This window comes from Rathayibacter sp. AY1F3, assembly GCF_002931975.1.
GTDB lineage: Bacteria > Actinomycetota > Actinomycetes > Actinomycetales > Microbacteriaceae > Rathayibacter.
Genome location: NZ_PSVF01000020.1, coordinates 45,392 through 61,751, shown reverse-complemented (window position 1 = coordinate 61,751; position 16,360 = coordinate 45,392). Strand labels below are relative to the sequence as shown.

Here is a 16,360-nt window from a genome sequence, read left to right as displayed (position 1 = left end):
GCGGAGGCGGAGGGAGCTGGCCGATCGCCGATCCCGGACTCAGCCCCTACAAGGTCGGCGACGCACTGGTCGCCTGGCTCCCCGACGCCACCATGACGGTGAGCGCGTCGACGACCGCGATCGACGTCCCCACGACCCTCACCGCCACTCTCTCGAAGAACTCGTACCGGGACGTCGACACCGGCTACACGAGGAAGCCGGACCAGATCGGCGGAGGATCGATCTCGTTCACCGAGTTCACCGGCCAGACGCAGCGACCGCTCGGCACCGTCGCGCTGACCGGTGCGGAGACGTCCGAGACCGTGAGCATCGAGGTCCCGGAGGGATTCGCGCGCGGGAGCCACGAGATCCGCGCGCTCTACACCGGATTCAACGGGTACAACCGGGATCCCGTCGTCTACGCACGGACGCCGATCACGCGCTCGACCTTCACCCTCACCGCGCAGACCGGGCAGTCGATCGCGTTCCCGGAGCTGACCGGCCTCGACACCGACGGTCGGGACCTCGTCCTGCAGGCCACCGCGTCCTCGGGTCTGCCGGTGACCTACGTCAGCACCACTCCTGACGTGTGCACGGTGACCGCGGGACGCGCGGTCGGCCGGATCGGCGGGCTCTGCTCCATCACCGCCTCCCAGGCCGGGGGGACGGGCTGGACCGCGGCTCCGGACGTCGTCCGCACCAGGACTCTCTCGCCCAGGTCCCAGTCGGTCGCCTTCGCGCTGGCGGGCTACGCGTACTCGACCGGCTCCTACTCGGTGACCGCGACGTCCACCTCGGGTCTCCCGGTGGACTTCACGACCACGACGCCGGAGGTCTGCCGGCTCGACGGCACTCCGTTCCTCTTCGAGGGACTGAGCCGGTCCGTGTTCGCGGGCGTCGCCGCGGGGACCTGCGTCGTCCGCGCCGGCCAGCCCGGCGACCAGCGCTACGCGTCGGCCCCGGCGGTCGAGACGAGCTTCACGGTGGTCGCGAAGCCGGTGGAGGAGGTGGTGCGGAAGGCGCAGAGCATCGACTTCCGCCTCCCCACGAGCGCTCTCACGACGGATGAGGACGCCGACCTCCGCGCCAGTGCCGGCAGCGGCCTGCCGGTCACGGTCACGAGCACGACCCCGGAGGTCTGCTCGATCATCGGCGGCACCTCCGTGCGCAACCTCCGCCCGGGCACCTGCACCATCCGCTTCGACCAGGAGGGCTCGGAGCTCTACCTCCCCGCGCCGCAGCGCACCGGATCGTTCACCGTCGACCGCCTCCCGCAGAGCATCGTCTACGACTACCCGCACGGCATCGACACCGCGCGCTCCGCCACCTACTCCCCCGTCGCGACAGCCACGTCGGGGCTTCCCACGACCTACGGCGCGACCGGCGGCTGCACCATCGCCGACGGCGTGGTGACCTTCACCGAGGTCGGCGAGGAGTGCGTCGTCACCGCCGACCAGCTCGGGAACGCGGACTACGCGCCCGCTCTGCAGCGGTCGTCCACCTTCACGGTGCGGAAGGGACCCCAGACGATCACCCTCGCCCCGACCCCTCCCACGACCGGAGCCGTCGGCGACACCGTCACCCTCACGATGACCACGAGCTCGGGCCTGCCCGCCTTCGCCGTCGCGTACGACGCCTGCCGCACGACCCGGGTCGATCCGGGCTCCGTCGACATCCTCCTCACCGCTGTCGGCACCTGCTCGTACTACGCGTTCCAGCAGGGCGACTCCACCTATCAGCAGGCTCCGAACGTCGCCGGCACCGTTCAGGTGACCCTCCCGGCCCAGACGATCGCCTTCGCCTCCACTCCCCCCTCCCCCGCCGTCCCGGGCGGCACCTACACGCCCGCCGCGACGGGCGGCGCGTCCGGGCAGCCGGTCGTGCTCGCCGCCTCAGGCGCCTGCACCCTGACGGACGGCGTCGTCACCTTCGGAGGCGCCGGCACCTGCACCGTCACCGCCGATCAGGCCGGCGACTCCGGTCATCTCGCCGCTGCGCAGGTCTCGCAGACCATCGCGGTGGGCCTGGCCGCCGGGTCCGTCTCGTTCGGCGGCGACGCTCCGGTCGACGCGGTCGTCGGCGGATCGTCCACGCCGGTGATCGTCCGGGGCCCGTCCTCCGCCGATCCGCTGCTCGCCGCCTCGGGAGCCTGCTCGGTCTCCGGGGGCTCGGTCTCCTACGACCACGCCGGCACCTGCACCCTGACCCTCGAGCAGGCCGGCGACGCTGCGCACGCCGCTGCTCACGCCGACCGCGCCTTCACGATCGGCAGGGCTGCGCAGACCGTCGCCTTCACCTCCACCGCTCCCGCGGCGGTCGTCGGAGGAACGTGGACTCCGACCGTCACCGGCGGCGCGTCGAGCGCCCCGATCGTCCTCGGGACCGCCTCCGCGGCCTGCACCGTCGCGAACGGCACCGTGACCTTCGCCGCTCCGGGAGACTGCGTGCTCACCCTGGATCAGGCCGGCGACGCCGACCGGAACGCCGCCCCGCAGGCGACCCGCACCCTCGTGGTGACCGCCGCGTCGATCGAGAAGAAGCCGCAGACCGTCGCGTTCACCGCGAACACGTCGGCGACCCCGACCACCGGAGTCGCCTACTCCCTCGCCGCGAAGGCCTCCTCCGGTCTCCCGGTGGCCTACACCGCCACCGGCCCGTGCACCGTCACCTCCGCGGGAACGGTGACCCTCACCGGGACGAGCGCCTGCACCGTCACCGCCGCCCAGGCCGGCGACGGCACCTGGGCCGCCGCGACCGCCACCCGCATCGTCAAGATCGTCTCCGGCAGCCGCGCCGACCTGAAGGTCGCCCTCACCCCCACCGCCACGAAGATCACCGGCAGGACCCTCACCGCCACCACCACCGTCACCAACGTCGGCACCCGCGACACCGGATCCACCGTCATCCAGATGATCGTCCCCACCACCGTCACCGACACCGGAGGCGCCACCCGCACCCCCGGCAGGATCGCCGGGACCACGGTCCTCACCTGGAAGATCCCCACCCTCGCAGCCGGACAGAGCACCACCAGGACCATCGTCCTCACGCCCAAGACCGGCACCTCCACCATCACCGCCAAGAGCTCCACCGCGATCGGCGACCCCACCCCCGGCGACAACACCCTCACCAGGAGCTACAAGAAGTAGGCACGGTCGGAGGCGGCAGCGGAGGCGGTCCGGCGCGGTCCGGCCTGCCGCCGTCCGTCGTCCCGCGACACCGACCGGGCGGGATCCGACAGGCCTGAGCCCCCGACGGGCCGGATGCGCCCCGCCGCGCCGGTCCGGAGGCGTCCGCACGGCCCGGCGCCGGTGACACGAGGCGCGGTTCTGCCAGGATCGACACCAGCACGCTCATCGTCTCGATCCGGTCCGCCGGGTCCCTCCTCGACAAGGACGGCACTGTGGGAATTCGCGAGTACGGACGTCTTCTCCGCCGGGGCTGGCTCGTCATCTCGATCTTCGTCGCCCTCGGCCTCGCGGCCGCCTCCGTGGCGACCATGGCGTCGGAGTCGGAGTACCGGGCGCAGACGACCGTGTTCGTCTCCGTCGCGACCGCCGACAACCAGTCCAGCGCCGAGGTCGGCGCCTCCTTCACGAGTGCCGAGGCCCGGGTGGCCTCCTACGTCGCGCTGGTCGACTCGAGCTCGGTGCTGCAGCCCGTCATCGACGACCTCGGACTCGACATGACCGTCGGCGACCTGGCGGGCGAGGTCACTCCGGCCGCGCTCCCCGGCACGGTCATCATGAGCATCGACGTGGTCGACGCCGACGCCGAGCAGGCCGCGCGGATCGCCGACGCCGTCGCCGAGAGCCTGCGCAGCTACGTCGCGCAGATCGAGCGCCCCGTCACGGGCGGCGCGAGCCGGGTCGACGTGAAGGTGCTCGAGGCGGCGTCCGTGCCGGGCTCGCCGCTCAGCCCCGACCTCCTCGTCTACCTCGTGCTCGGCGGAGCGACCGGCCTCATCCTCGGCGTCGGCGTCGTCGTGCTGCGCTCGCTCGGCGACTCCCGCATCCGCTCGGCCAAGGACGTCGCCGCCGGCACCACCCTGCCGGTGCTCGAGTCGATCCCCTTCGACACAGCCGTCCGTCGCTCCCCCCTCGTCGTGGACGGCCGCAGCGCCGTCGCCGAGTCGTTCCGGATGCTGCGCACGACGCTCCTGTTCGGCTCCGGCACCCACGAGCGCACCCTGCTCGTCACCTCCGCCCGCGAGGGCGACGGCAAGAGCACGGTGGCCGCGAACCTCGCCGTCTCGATCGCCCAGATCGGCCGCACTGTGGTGCTGATCGACGCCGACCTGCGCGACCCGGCGCAGTCGACGGTCTTCCGCGTCCCCACGGGCGGACCGACCCTCGCCGACCTGCTCCGCACCGGCACCCTGCCCGCCGACGGGTCGCTGCCCGTCAGCGCGCAGGGCGTCACGGTGCTCACGGCCGGCGGCAGCCAGGCGAACCCGAGCGACCTGATCGGCACCCCCGCGATGGAGCGCGTGATCGCGCACCTCTCGCGCCGCTACGACCACGTGATCGTCGACTCCCCCGCGATCCTCTCGGCCACCGACGCGGTGCTGCTGGGCAAGATGGTCGCCACGACCGTCCTCGTCGCGGGCGCCGGCGTCTCGTCCTCGGCCGACCTCGTCGCCGCGGCCGACCGGCTACGGGACGTCGGGGGCGACGTCCTCGGGACCGTTGTCGCGCAGGCTCCCCGCAGCACGGTCGTCGCCGCCGCGGCGACGGCGTCCGCCTGAGACCCGCGAGCGCTGCAGCCGGTGCCGGCGCCCCTCCCCGCGGGGAGTGACGACGTGCGCCCCGGTGCCGGCGCGCGGCCCGTCGAGGTGGGCGGCGTTGCGCGAGGGTGAGGGCTCGCGGACCCGGGCGGTGCCCGCGCGCACCGCCTGCTCGGCCCGCCCCGCCACGACGCCCATGCCGCAGACGATCCAGAGCGTGTACGCCACCGGACCCTCCTGGAGCGTCGGCAGCACCGTGTAGCTGACCAGCGTGCCCGCGACCACGGCCGTGGGCAGGAAGCCGTCGAGCGTCGGCGCGCGCAGCCCGCGGAGGAACAGGTACACCAGCAGCGCCGCGAACAGCAGCATCACGATGATCCCCGACTCGATCGCGAGTACGAGGAAGAAGCTCTCGACGAGGACGCTGTCGGTCGAGTACAGCTGCGCGCGCGGGCCGACCTTGCCGAGGCCGAAGCCGAACGGGTGCGCGACGAGCAGCGGGATGTTCTCGAGCAGGCTGTCGCTGTGGCCGATCAGCGACGGGTCGGCGACGTGCGAGATCACCTTGTCGATGTAGAGGTAGAGCGTGACTCCGCCGACGGCCGCGGCCGTGGTCACGGTGAGCATCGCCCACACCAGCATCGGCTTCGCGCGGAACAGCGCCCAGGCCACCAGGGTCACCGCGAGCATCGCCAGGCCGATGTAGCCGCTCCGGGACTGCGTCAGGTAGACGGCCACCAGCGGCAGGAGCGTCAGAGCGCCCTTCAGCCACAGCGGCCAGCGGGGGCGGGTCCACAGCACGGCGAGCGCGATCGTGACGGCGACGGCGCTCTCGTTCGGGGCGCTGTAGGGGCTGAAGCCGCGGGGCACGATGCTGCCGGCGACGAAGAGGGAGGAGGGGAACGGCGTCCCGGGAGCCAGCGGGAACACCCCGAGGGTGAACAGCCAGTCGAGCCCCTGGTTCCAGGTGAGGATCGTCGTGATCGACGAGAGCTGCAGCGCGACGACGAACGCGGTCGCGAGGATCCCGAGGTGGCGCTTCTCGAGCACCGCGGGCACCACGATGAGCGCGAGGAACGGCAGGAAGTCGTTGCGCCAGCCGTACGCGGCCTGGATCGGGTTCTCGGTCCACACGGCCGAGACGGCGCCGAGGCCGACGATCATCAGCACCAGCACGACGATCGGCACCGGCACCCGCTTGATCCGCCCGCTGACCAGCACGAGCAGGAAGAGTCCGAGGATCGTGGCGTCCTTGATCGCGCCGAACGCGGTCGCCGAGGCGCCCGGCAGGAACGCGGAGGCGACTCCGTTCGCGGGGAGGGCGAAGACCAGCAGCAGGACGCCCAGCCACGGCAGGCCGAGCCCGTCACGGCCGAGGAGGGCGCGGAGCGTGCGGCGGGTGCGCACCGGTCCGCGGGCGACCGTGCGGGAGCCGGCCCGGGGCAGCGGCGCCGCGGTGCGGGTCATGCCGCGCCGCCCCGCATCGTGAGGCGCCGGACGACCAGCGGCACGTCGGAGGGCCGCGGGACGATGGTCCGCGCCGGGGGCCGGATCGCGAGCACCATCACCACCAGCGCCATCAGGATCCCGCTCGCGTTGGCGATGGCGGCGGCGATCGCGCCGTTCGCCGGGCCGAAGGCGAACAGGAGCACGAGGCAGGTGATCAGCCCGGCGCCCTGCGCGACGGTGAGGCTGATGCCGCGGTTGCGCGCCGAGAGCACCTCGCCCGCGCTGACGGTGACGACCACGAAGACGGAGCCGAGGATCGCGAAGAAGACCGCGGGCATCGCCTCCGCGAACTCGTCGCCGAAGAGGAACGGCACGCCCCAGGGGGTGACGACGGCGAGGAACACGGCCGAGGCCAGGCCGACCGCGAAGGCCGAGCGCAGCGCGTCGCCGGTCGCGGTGACGCGGGCGCCCCCCTCCGTCCGGCTGATGTCCGAGAACACCGGAGCGGCGACCGCGTGCGCGAGGAACACGGGCAGCGTGCCGATCGTCACGGCGACCGAGTAGAGACCGGCCTGGTGCGAGCCGATCAGCGGCAGCATGATCACCTGGTCGAGGCGCTGGTACGCGGCGTCCGAGGCCTGCGCGCCGTAGAAGGTGACGGAGCCGCGGACGAGCGGCCGCCAGGGCGCCGGAGCGGCTCCGCGGGGGCGGTTGAGCAGCGAGCCGATCAGCGCGGTCATCACGGAGCCGGCGAAGTTCGACCAGATCACGCCCGAGACGGTGATCGAGTCGAGGAGGAACAGCACCACGATCCCGCCGACGTAGACCAGCGGCTGCGTGGCCTGGAGCAGCGCGACCGCTCCGAAGCGGCGCTGCGCCCCGACGACGCCGATGTCGATCATCCAGCAGACCATCAGCGGGGTCCCGGTGATCGCGACGAACACCGCGATCGTGGCCGCCTCGTCGAGCGCCGAGAGGAGGGTCGAGGTGAGCAGCCAGGCGACCAGTGCCGCCGGGATCGCGGTCAGCAGCGCGAGCCGCCGGGCAGTGCGCACCGCGCCGAGGTCGCCCGCCGCGGCGAGCACGCGCCGGCGGATCTCGAGGGGCATCCCGAGCGCGAGCACGATCGGGATCAGGTACATCGAGGCGAGGGCCGCGGCCGTCTCGCCGCGTCCGCTCGGGCCGAGGGCCTGCGCGATGAGCGGGGCGCTGACCAGCCCGAGCGCCGCCACCGAGAGGCGGCTCGCGAGCATGGTGATCGGGGAGTTCAGGAGGCGCAGCAGCCCGCTCACGAGGCCTCCGCGGCCCGGGCGCCGACGGCGGCGAGCAGCCGCTCCTCGAAGCCGTCGAGAGCGAAGGTGCCGGTCTCGTCGTGGACGGTCAGGTGCATGCTGTCGCGCAGCGGCGCGATCTCGACCCAGACGCCGAGCGGGAAGCGCAGGTGGGCGGGCATCCCGCCGACCATGGTGTCCGGCTCGATCCGCGGCAGCAGCTCCTCCGGGACGGGCACCTCGGTGGAGGGGAGGGAGACGTGGATCTCCCACGGCACGCGGGGCGTCCCGCGCGGCGTGCGCAGGGGTGCCAGCGGGTGCTGCACGAGGGTCTTGATGCTCAGCAGCGCGCTCGCGAGCAGCCAGGTCGCGGGGAGGCCCGACCTGGTGGCCGCGGACAGCCGCTCGAGGAGCGAGGTCGCGGACCAGTCGTCGGCGCGGAGGCGGCCGAGCGGGAGGGAGGGCGAGAGGTTGCCGCCGACCTCGGTGCCCTTCGCGACCCAGCGGCGCGCGTCGACCGGGACGACGACGCGGAAGTCGAGGCCGTCGGCGGCGCAGTCCTGCAGGCAGCGGAGCACGAGGCTCGCGGTCTTGAGCGACACCGGCGGGCGGGCGGGGCGCCGGCCCTCGCGCGCCTGCTCCGGGGTCGCGGCGATCGCCCGCAGAGTCTCGGGGCCGAGCACCGCGGTCACCAGGCGCGCGCGGCGGTCCGACTCCTCCTTCGAGAGGGTCGCGTCGAGCTGGTAGCCGGTGCCGGTCGCGGCGGTCAGGGTGCGGAAGGTGTCGCGGGCCCTCCTGGCGCCGGCGAGACCGGTGAGCTCGAAGCGCTCCACGATCTCGCGCAGCGGAGCGGCGGCGAGCGGTTTCGGAGCGGTGCCGTCGGCCCCCGGGGCGCCCAGCTTCTCGATCACGAGCGCGACGACCGCGGTCGCTCCGGTGCCGTCGAAGAGGCTGTGCGGGAGGGTGAAGCCGACCGTCGCGCCGTCGAACAGGATCCGGACCGGCAGCTCGCCTGGCGCGAACTGCGGCGCCAGCAGTCGGTGCGCCAGGTCCTCGCGCTCGAGCGGGCCGTCGACGATCCGCACGGCGCGCTCGGCCGCGTCGAGGGCGGCGGCCACGTCGATCCGGCGCCACCCGCGGAGGCGGGTGCGGCGCCGCAGGAGCACGGCGCCGCGGGGCGAGAGGAGGAGGTCGCGCAGCGCAGTGCGCACACGCTCCGCGGTCACGCCCGTCAGCGGGCCGACGTGGTAGCTGATGAGGAGGTCGTCGTAGCCGAGGTCGCGCGGGGCCCTCACGCCCGGCTCCTGCTCGCTCCCGCCGAGGCCCGCTCGGCGATGACGCTGAGCAGCGAGCGCTCGTAGCCGGCGTTCACCTCGGCCCAGGAGTAGGAGTGCACGGCCCGCAGGTGCCCGCGGTACGAGAGCCGCTCCTGCTCGATCGGGTCGTTCAGCACGGCGAGCACGCCCTCGGCGATCGCGTCCGGGGTCGGAGCGACGAAGCGCCCCGCCTCCTGGAGCACCTCGCGGTTGAAGACGGTGTCGCGGGCGACGACCGGAGCCCCGCAGGCCATCGCCTGCACGAGAGCCGGGTTGGTGCCGCCGACGCTGTGCCCGTGGAAGTAGGCCCCGGCGTGCTGCCAGAGGGAGTGGAGCCGGGTGTCGTCGCTGACGTGCCCGAACCAGTGCACCCGCGCGTTCTGCTGCGCGAGGGCGCTGACCGCCTGGTCGATCGGCCCGCCGTAGCCGGAGGAGCCGACGACGACCACGTCGTGGGTCCGCGCGATCCGCTCGGCCGCCTCGATGAACTCGGGCACCGTGTTCTCGGGGACGAAGCGCGCCACGATCAGCGCGTAGCCGCGGTGGGTGAGCCCCGGCTCGACCGGGTGCTCCGGGGGGACGTCGCCGCCGTAGGGGATGACGTCGCCGTCGCGGCCGAACTCCCGCTTCCAGCGCGTCTCGATCGCCGCGGCGTCGTAGACCATGCGGTCGCCGTGGCGGGCGGTCCAGACCGCGCCCTGGTGGAAGACGAACTTCGCGAAGCGGCCCCACTTGGCGCGGTCCCACTCGATGCCGTCGACGTTGACGACGGTGGGGATGCCGCGCTGCTTGAGGATCGGCAGCCAGAAGCCGTTGGCGCAGTTGAGCACCAGGGCGACGTCGGGCTTGCGCTTCGCCGCGTCGAGAGCGGCCGTGAGCCCGTAGGAGAGGGTGCTGAGCGACTTGCTCTCGACTCCCCGCGTCTGCCGGGTGTTCACCCGCTCGTCGCGGTCCGGGTCCTGCAGGGCCGTGGTGCCCGGCCTTCCGTAGACCGTGACCTCCCATCCCCGCTCCGCAAGGAATGGCGCGAGACGTCGGACGGCTGTCTCGAATCCCCCGTAGTAACTGGGATAGCCCCGCGTGCCGATAATGGCGACCGACCTGCCCATGTCCCGGTTCTCCCTTTGTTGTGCGGCGCCGTGAGAAAGGCGCGCGCCCGACGAAACTCTGCTGTCGCAATACCAGGCGATGCGACGGTGCACAGCAGTTGTCCGACGGTGTTGTCACACCCCCGAAGGCGGGTATTGGCGCTCATACTAGCGGCGAACGGACCGCCGTTCGCCACCGCTGGAGGGACAGGATCGCGACACCCATCAGGAAGAAGATCGAGAGGATCAGGACGGTCATCCCGACGATGATCCGCTCCCCGCCGGAGAGCTCCGGGTCGAGGAACTCGTACACGTAGCGCGACGTGAGAGCGCCCCTGGCGAAGGTGTAGGCGAACCACAGGACGGGGAACACCATCACCGCCCAGACCAGCCGGAGGTCGACCGGGCGGGCGCCCGGGACGGCGAGCAGCTCGACCAGCGCGAGCGCCGGCACGAGCACGTGCAGGACCACCGTGCTCGGGTTCAGCTGAGCCGGGTCGCCGAGCACGGCGGGCCCGTATATCACCAGGAACAGGCCCGACATGCTCAGCAGCGTGGCGGTGTTGAGGGTGCGCATCGCCGTGATCGCCCGCGACTCCCCGTGCGCCGCAGCACTCCTCCTGCCCCCGGATCGCGCGGATCGCCAGGCGCTCCGGCCCGCGATCGCGAAGGCGATCACCGAGAGGATGTTGGTCAGCGCCGTGACCGAGCTCAGGAAGTCGGCGGTCGCGTCCGAGCCCACCTGCGTCTGGGCGACGACGACCGCGTTGAGCACCACGACAGCCCCCAGCGCGGCGACGGCCCAGCGGACGAGTGCAGTGCGGCGTCGAGCTCTCATGGGGCCCTCTCCTCGGTGCGGCGACCCTCGGGCCGGTACTCGTGGGCGTCCGGTGCAGGAGTCCGTTCGCTACAGTCGGGACATCCATGAGAACCCATTCCCAGACAGGGGTCGAATGCCCGGCACAGGTTCGCACCGAGGATCCCTACGGGTCCTGCTCGATGGTAATTGGTGGATTCGCGGCCCGATCTCCAACCGTGAGGTCATGCGAGAGATCACCTTCTCCTGGGCGCGGCTCTTTCCTGAGGATTCCCTTGTCATTGCTGTCCCCCTGACGGGGGTGGAGACGGCGAGACGGGAGTTAGCGGGACTCGCCCGAGTAGTGCCGACGAGACTCCGGCCGCAGGGGATCAGTGCTGTTCTCGAACTCGCTCTGCTCTCTCTCCGGCTCCGCCCGGACATCACTCTGGCGCACAACTTCACCCCCCTGACGGGGCGGTCCGCGGTGTTCATCCAGGACTTCCTCTTCCTCACGAATCCGGAGTGGTTCACGCGGAAGGAGCGCGCCTACTTCTCGCTCATGCCGCTCAGCGTCCGCCGCGCCGACGTGGTGATCGCGAGCAGCGTCGCGGAGTCGCGCCGCATCGTCCGCACGTCCGCCGCGACGAGCGCGGTGCCCGTCGGCCTCGGCCTCAACCGGGCGTTCGCCGCCGCGGAGCCCGTGGCGCCCGCCGGCGTCGACGGCCTCGACGGCTTCCTCCTCGCCGTCGGCCGCCTCAACGCGCGCAAGAACCTCGCGACCACGATCGAGGCCGCTCTCGCCTCGGGAGTGCTCTCCCCCTCCTTCCCGCTCCTCGTCGTCGGCGAGGCCTCGGGCGTCCGCACCGAGTTCCCCCCGGCCGTGCGCGCCGCGCTCGACGACGGCTCGGTGCGCCTGCTCGGACGGATCGAGACGGAGGAGCTCCGCTGGCTCTACGAGAACGCCGCGCTGTTCCTCTTCCTCACCCTCGACGAGGGCTTCGGCCTGCCGACCCTCGAGGCCCTGGCCTGCCGCACGCCGATCCTCGCCAGCGACATCCCCGTGTTCCGCGAGATCCTCGGCGAGCACGCCCGCCTGGTCGATCCGCGCGACGTGCCGGCGATCGCGGCGTCGATCCGCGAGCTCGTCGCCGACCCGCCGGAGCCGCTCGATCCGGCTCCGGTGCTCGAGTACTACAGCTGGGACGCCGTGGTCGCCCGGCTGCGCGCCGCGATGGTGGCGGTACTGCCGTGAGCGGGCCGTCCGTGTCGATCGTGATCGTCACCTACAACAGCATCGGCGTCATCCGCTCCTGCCTCGACGCGCTCGCCGGCCGCGACGAGAGCGTCGAGATCCTGGTGGTCGACAACCTCTCGCGCGACGAGACGGTCGCCGTGCTGCGCGCCGAGTACCCGGACGTCCAGGTCGTCGAGAACACCGAGAACGCCGGATTCTCGCGGGCCGTCAACCTCGGCGCCGCCCACGCCACCGGCCGCCACCTGCTGCTGCTGAACCCGGATGCGCAGATCTCGGCGGAGGTCGTCGGCTCGCTCGCGTCACTCCTCGACAGCGATCCGACGATCGGCGCCGTCTCCCCCCTCCTCGAGAACGAGGGCGAGGACGTCGTGATCGTCGCCGCCGGCCACGCCCCCACGGTCCGCCGGATGCTCCTGCACCAGACCGGCCTCTCGCGCCTCGGTCGCCGCTTCCCCTCCTTCGAGGGCCACTACCTGTTCGCCGCCGACCTGCACGGCCGCCCGCGCGACGTCGACTGGGTGAGCGGCGGCTGCCTGATGATCCCGCTGGCCGTCTGGGACCGCGTCGGCGGACTCACCGACCGCTGGTTCATGTACGCCGAGGACGTCGAGATCTGCCTCCGCCTGCGCGCCGAGGGCCTGCGCGTGGTCCTCGATCCGCGCCTGCACGCCCTGCACGCGATGGGCGGCTCCTCGAGCGGCGTCGACGGCCGCGTCGGCACTGCCTGGATCGTCAACCTCTTCGACCTGTACGGCTGGCGGATGGCGCGCTCGGACCTGCAGCAGCAGGTCTGGCGGGCGGTCGTGCTCGCGGGGATGGCGTCGCGGATGCTGGTGTACCGGCTGTCCGGCCTGCGCCCCGGACGCGCCGCGGCGGCGGCCGGCCAGCTGCGGCGGTACGGGGTCTACATGCGGGCGCTGCGGGCGGCACCACTGACGCGCGACCGCGAGCCGCTCGCCTGACAGCCCCTCTCCGTGCGGCGTTCCCCGCGCACGGTCCGCTGCCCGCGATCGAGGCGTCACGAACGGTCGCTTCCAGGCGTGCTTGACGACCGTTCGTGACGCATCGGAGTCCCGTTCGCGCGACAGGCTCGTCCGTCGGCCGGCAGCGGGCGCGGGAAAGGGGCGGCAGCCCCGGGTCCAGCCCGGAGCCGCCGCCCCTCCTCGCCGCTACTTGCCGGTGCCGCGGTACGCCACCCGGAAGGTCTCCCGGGTCCCGTCCGGGGCGGTCGCCGTCACGCGGAACGAGCCCGACGGCACCCGGGAGAGGTGCGTGTCGACCGAGACCGTCTTCGTGCGGCCCGCCGCCAGCGAAGCGACCTTCAGCTCACCGAAGGCCGTCGGGATGCTGAGACGGACCGGCGCGCTCCCCTCGTTCGTCGCGGTGGCGGTCAGCACGACCGAGCCGCCGCGCTTCACGCCGGTGATCGTCACGTCGACGTCGACCCGGGTCGCCGGGGCGACCACGGTGACGGCGGGGAGGAGCCGGCTGACGCCTCCCGAGACCGCGGTGATCGAGACGGCACCCGTGCCGGGGCCCGCCGTGGCCGCGGGGAGCGGAGCGGAGCCGTCGGCGCCGGTCGTCGCGGCGGCGGTCGTGCCTCCGTCGGCGAAGCGGGCCGGACCCTCGATCGTGTACGCGACGTCCGCGCCCGCCACCGGCTCGCCGGCCGCGTTCGCTGCGGTGACTCCGAGGCCGGTGATCGCCGCTCCGGTCTCGACGGTCTGCTCCGCGCCCGCGGGGGTCAGCGAGGCGACCGCCGCCGGATCGGTGAACATCGACGGAGTGAGCGGTGTGACCGTCAGGCTCTCGAGGCGCGCCGTCCCTCCGGAGGAGAGGAGCGAGACTCCCGTGCTGCTCGGGTCGGGGAAGACCTGGTCGGTGATCGTCGCGCGGCCGCCCTGCGCGAACGTCTCGACGGAGGCGCGATCGACGTAGAGCTCGAGGTGCAGCTCGCCGTCGTCGAGCGCCACCGGGGCGGTCTCGACCGACGGGAAGTCGGCGTCGAAGCCGACGTCGCCCGAGCGGGTGCGGTCGACGCTCAGCTGACCGGACGCGATGTCGTAGGTGATCGGCGTGCGCTGGGAGCCGTCAGCGGAGTTGCGGACCGAGAGGCCGAAGGAGTCCGCGTCCCCGGCGCTGAAGACGGCGTCGAGCTTGTAGACGCTGCCCTCGGCGGCGGCCGGGAGTGCGGTCTCACCGTCGGCGATGTCCGTGGCGCCCAGTGTGAACGCCTCGTCGCCGCGCTCGAGGGCCGCGGTCTGATCGACGACCTTCTGCACGAGCTTCGGGGCGCCGTCGACGGTCTCGAGGGAGAGCTCGCGCGGGAGGGCCATCGCTCCCCGCCAGGTCCCGGTCGGGATGGCCTCGCCGTACTGCCAGTTGTTCATCCACGCGATCATGATCCGCTTGTCGTCGGGCGCGTTGTCGAAGGTGACCCCTGCGTAGTAGTCGCGGCCCCAGTCGAGCCAGTCGTAGTCGACGAGGCGGCTCTGCGCGGGCTCGTCGGACAGCATGAACTGGTCGGCGAGGATGTGGCCCCAGCCGGCGCGGTTGTTGTCGACGACCTGCAGGTGCGCCGTGCGGCCGGCGAGGTCCGCGACGTCCCAGCTCTTCCAGTCCAGCGTCTCGCTGTCGCTGCCGGTCGCGGTGCGGACGATCTCCCCGTCGACGACGAGGTTCACGCTCGTCTCGTTGGAGCGGACCTGCGCCGGGGTGTCGGCGAGCACGATGTGGTCGACCGTCAGGTGACCCCAGCCGCCGGTCGCGTCGTCCACGACGACGATCCGCGCCGCCTTCCCCTGGTAGGCCGAGACGTCCCAGCTCTTCCAGTTCAGGGCGCCGTCGTTCGTGCCGGCGGTGGTCCGCACGACCTCGCCGTCGACGACGAGCTGCACCTCGAGGGTCTGGGCGTCTCCCTCGGGGCGGAAGCCTCCGCCGACGAGCATGCTCAGGTGGCTCTTGTCGATCGTGAACTCCGGCGAGGTCAGGGTGCCGAGGTTGTCGTCGCCCTTCGGTCCGCCGTCGAAGGTGTTGATCCGCTTCTGGCCGAGGAAGAACTCGCCGCCGCTGGTCGAGGGGTTGGTGCCGCCGACGAGGTCGCCGGTCACTGCCCAGCCGTTGTCCGCGAGGCCCTGCTGGTCCGGGAACTCGAAGCCCTCGAAGAGCAGCTCGCTCCCGGCGGGCGGGTCGTTGGCGAGCTGCGTGCCGTCGACGTGCGGGTGGTTGCCGCCGCCGACGAGGAAGTTCAGGTGGTCCTGGTCCACGGTGAAGTCGGGCGATTCCATCGTGCCGACCGGCCAGTCGCCGTCGTTGAAGCCGTTGATCAGTCCCGTCCCCGAGAAGCCGGTGACGGTCTGCTGGCCGTCGATCGGACCGGTGGCGGGGGCGGAGCCGAAGGGCCCGTTCTTCCAGTTGCCGGCCTCGTTGTCCACGGTCCAGCCGTTGTAGGTGCCATCGTCGAAGCCGGCGAGGGTCGTGCCCTCGGGGAGGGTGTCGGAGCCGACGGTCGACTCGGAGGTGAAGGTGGTGCCGTCGAAGTCGCCGACGAAGTACTGGCCGCCGGAGCCGCCGCCCACCGCCCCCGGGTTGAGGTTGACGACCATGACCCACTTGATGTTCGACGGGTCGCCGTCGACCGCCAGCGGGAACAGGTCCGGGCACTCCCAGACGCCTCCGGTCGCGTTGGCCGGGCCGAACTCGCTGAGCTCGGTCCAGTTCCGCAGGTCCGTCGACTTGTGGAGGAGGACCTTGTGGTCGTCGGCCTCCACGGTGACGACCACCCAGTAGGAGGATTCCGGAGTGCCGCCGTCGTACCAGAACACGTGCGGGTCGCGGAAGTCGTTCTGGTCGCGGTCGATGACCGGGTTGCCCTCGTACTTCGTCCACGTCTGCCCGGCGTCGGTGCTGTACGCGAGCGCCTGCGCCTGCTCCCCCGTCTTGTACGCGGCCGTGTACATCGCCACCAGGGGCGGGTTCTCGGCGGTGCCGAATCCGGAGGTGTTGTCCTTGTCCACGACGATCGAGCCGGAGAAGATGTCCGACTCCGCATCGCCCGGGATCGCGAGCGGCTGCTCGGTCCAGTGCGTGAGGTCGGTGCTGGTGGCGTGGCCCCAGCTCATGTTCCCCCAGCGCGTCCCCTGCGGGTTGTACTGGTAGTAGAGGTGGTAGACCCCCTCGTAGTACACGAGCCCGTTCGGGTCGTTCATCCAGTTCTTCGTCGGCGAGTAGTGGATCGCCGGACGGTAGGTCTCCGCTGCCGCGTCGAGCGGAGCGGCGGAGACGGCGGGGACGGAGAGCCCGCCGCCGACGAGGCAGAGCGCGGCGGCGACGGCCACCAGGCCGCTGCGCCGTGGGAGCGAGCGATGAGGAGAAAGCACGGAAGAACGCCCTTCGTTGCGCGTGTCACGAGTGACAACGTTGTCAATTGCTGGGCAATCTACGGACTGTCCTTCGGACAATTCAAGAGCGGTCTGCGAGA

Annotated in this window: 9 protein-coding genes and 1 pseudogene; 4 read left to right on the top strand and 6 right to left on the bottom strand. The window is 72.3% G+C overall.

Translation table 11 applies throughout. The annotated features are described in order from the left end of the window. A pseudogene (locus C5C39_RS17550) lies at window positions 1-3,125 on the top strand (DUF11 domain-containing protein); the annotation flags it as partial. Between the two features lie 254 nt (window positions 3,126-3,379). Beyond that, complete coding sequence (locus C5C39_RS12470; protein WP_104353501.1) at window positions 3,380-4,723, top strand: polysaccharide biosynthesis tyrosine autokinase; 1,344 nt, start codon at window positions 3,380-3,382, stop codon at window positions 4,721-4,723. Here C5C39_RS12470 and C5C39_RS12465 read toward each other — a convergent pair. The 5 genes from C5C39_RS12465 to C5C39_RS17545 all read right to left on the bottom strand — a co-directional run bounded on the left by C5C39_RS12465 (window position 4,631) and on the right by C5C39_RS17545 (window position 10,664). After that, window positions 4,631-6,169, bottom strand: a complete 1,539-nt coding sequence (locus C5C39_RS12465) for an O-antigen ligase (protein WP_104353500.1) — start codon at window positions 6,167-6,169, stop codon at window positions 4,631-4,633. The two genes, C5C39_RS12470 and C5C39_RS12465, sit on opposite strands and share 93 nt — an antisense overlap. After that, window positions 6,166-7,443: a lipopolysaccharide biosynthesis protein gene (locus C5C39_RS12460; RefSeq protein WP_104353499.1), complete on the bottom strand. Its 1,278-nt coding sequence runs from the start codon at window positions 7,441-7,443 to the stop codon at window positions 6,166-6,168. Before C5C39_RS12460 ends, C5C39_RS12465 begins: the two co-directional genes overlap by 4 nt. Continuing rightward, window positions 7,440-8,717 carry a hypothetical protein gene (locus tag C5C39_RS12455; RefSeq protein WP_104353498.1) on the bottom strand — a complete coding sequence of 426 codons (1,278 nt, stop codon included), beginning with the start codon at window positions 8,715-8,717 and terminating at the stop codon, window positions 7,440-7,442. The genes C5C39_RS12460 and C5C39_RS12455 overlap by 4 nt, the downstream gene beginning before the upstream one ends. After that, window positions 8,714-9,847 carry a glycosyltransferase gene (locus C5C39_RS12450; RefSeq protein WP_104353497.1) on the bottom strand — a complete coding sequence of 378 codons (1,134 nt, stop codon included), beginning with the start codon at window positions 9,845-9,847 and terminating at the stop codon, window positions 8,714-8,716. Before C5C39_RS12450 ends, C5C39_RS12455 begins: the two co-directional genes overlap by 4 nt. Window positions 9,848-9,989: 142 nt before the next feature. Then, complete coding sequence (locus C5C39_RS17545) at window positions 9,990-10,664, bottom strand: Pr6Pr family membrane protein (RefSeq protein WP_181072722.1); 675 nt, start codon at window positions 10,662-10,664, stop codon at window positions 9,990-9,992. A 445-nt stretch (window positions 10,665-11,109) separates the two neighbouring features. Between C5C39_RS17545 and C5C39_RS17540 the strand changes: the two genes are divergently transcribed. Both C5C39_RS17540 and C5C39_RS12435 read left to right on the top strand, forming a co-directional pair. Beyond that, window positions 11,110-11,877, top strand: coding sequence for a glycosyltransferase family 1 protein (locus C5C39_RS17540; protein ID WP_181136377.1), 768 nt, complete (start codon window positions 11,110-11,112; stop codon window positions 11,875-11,877). After that, window positions 11,874-12,842, top strand: coding sequence for a glycosyltransferase family 2 protein (locus C5C39_RS12435; protein WP_181136376.1), 969 nt, complete (start codon window positions 11,874-11,876; stop codon window positions 12,840-12,842). Before C5C39_RS17540 ends, C5C39_RS12435 begins: the two co-directional genes overlap by 4 nt. A gap of 207 nt (window positions 12,843-13,049) precedes the next feature. Here the strand turns inward: C5C39_RS12435 and C5C39_RS12430 are convergent, their stop codons facing one another. Next, window positions 13,050-16,088 (bottom strand): GH32 C-terminal domain-containing protein, encoded by a 3,039-nt coding sequence (locus C5C39_RS12430; RefSeq protein ID WP_104353506.1) that lies wholly within the window; start codon window positions 16,086-16,088, stop codon window positions 13,050-13,052. Window positions 16,089-16,360: the final 272 nt, after the last annotated feature.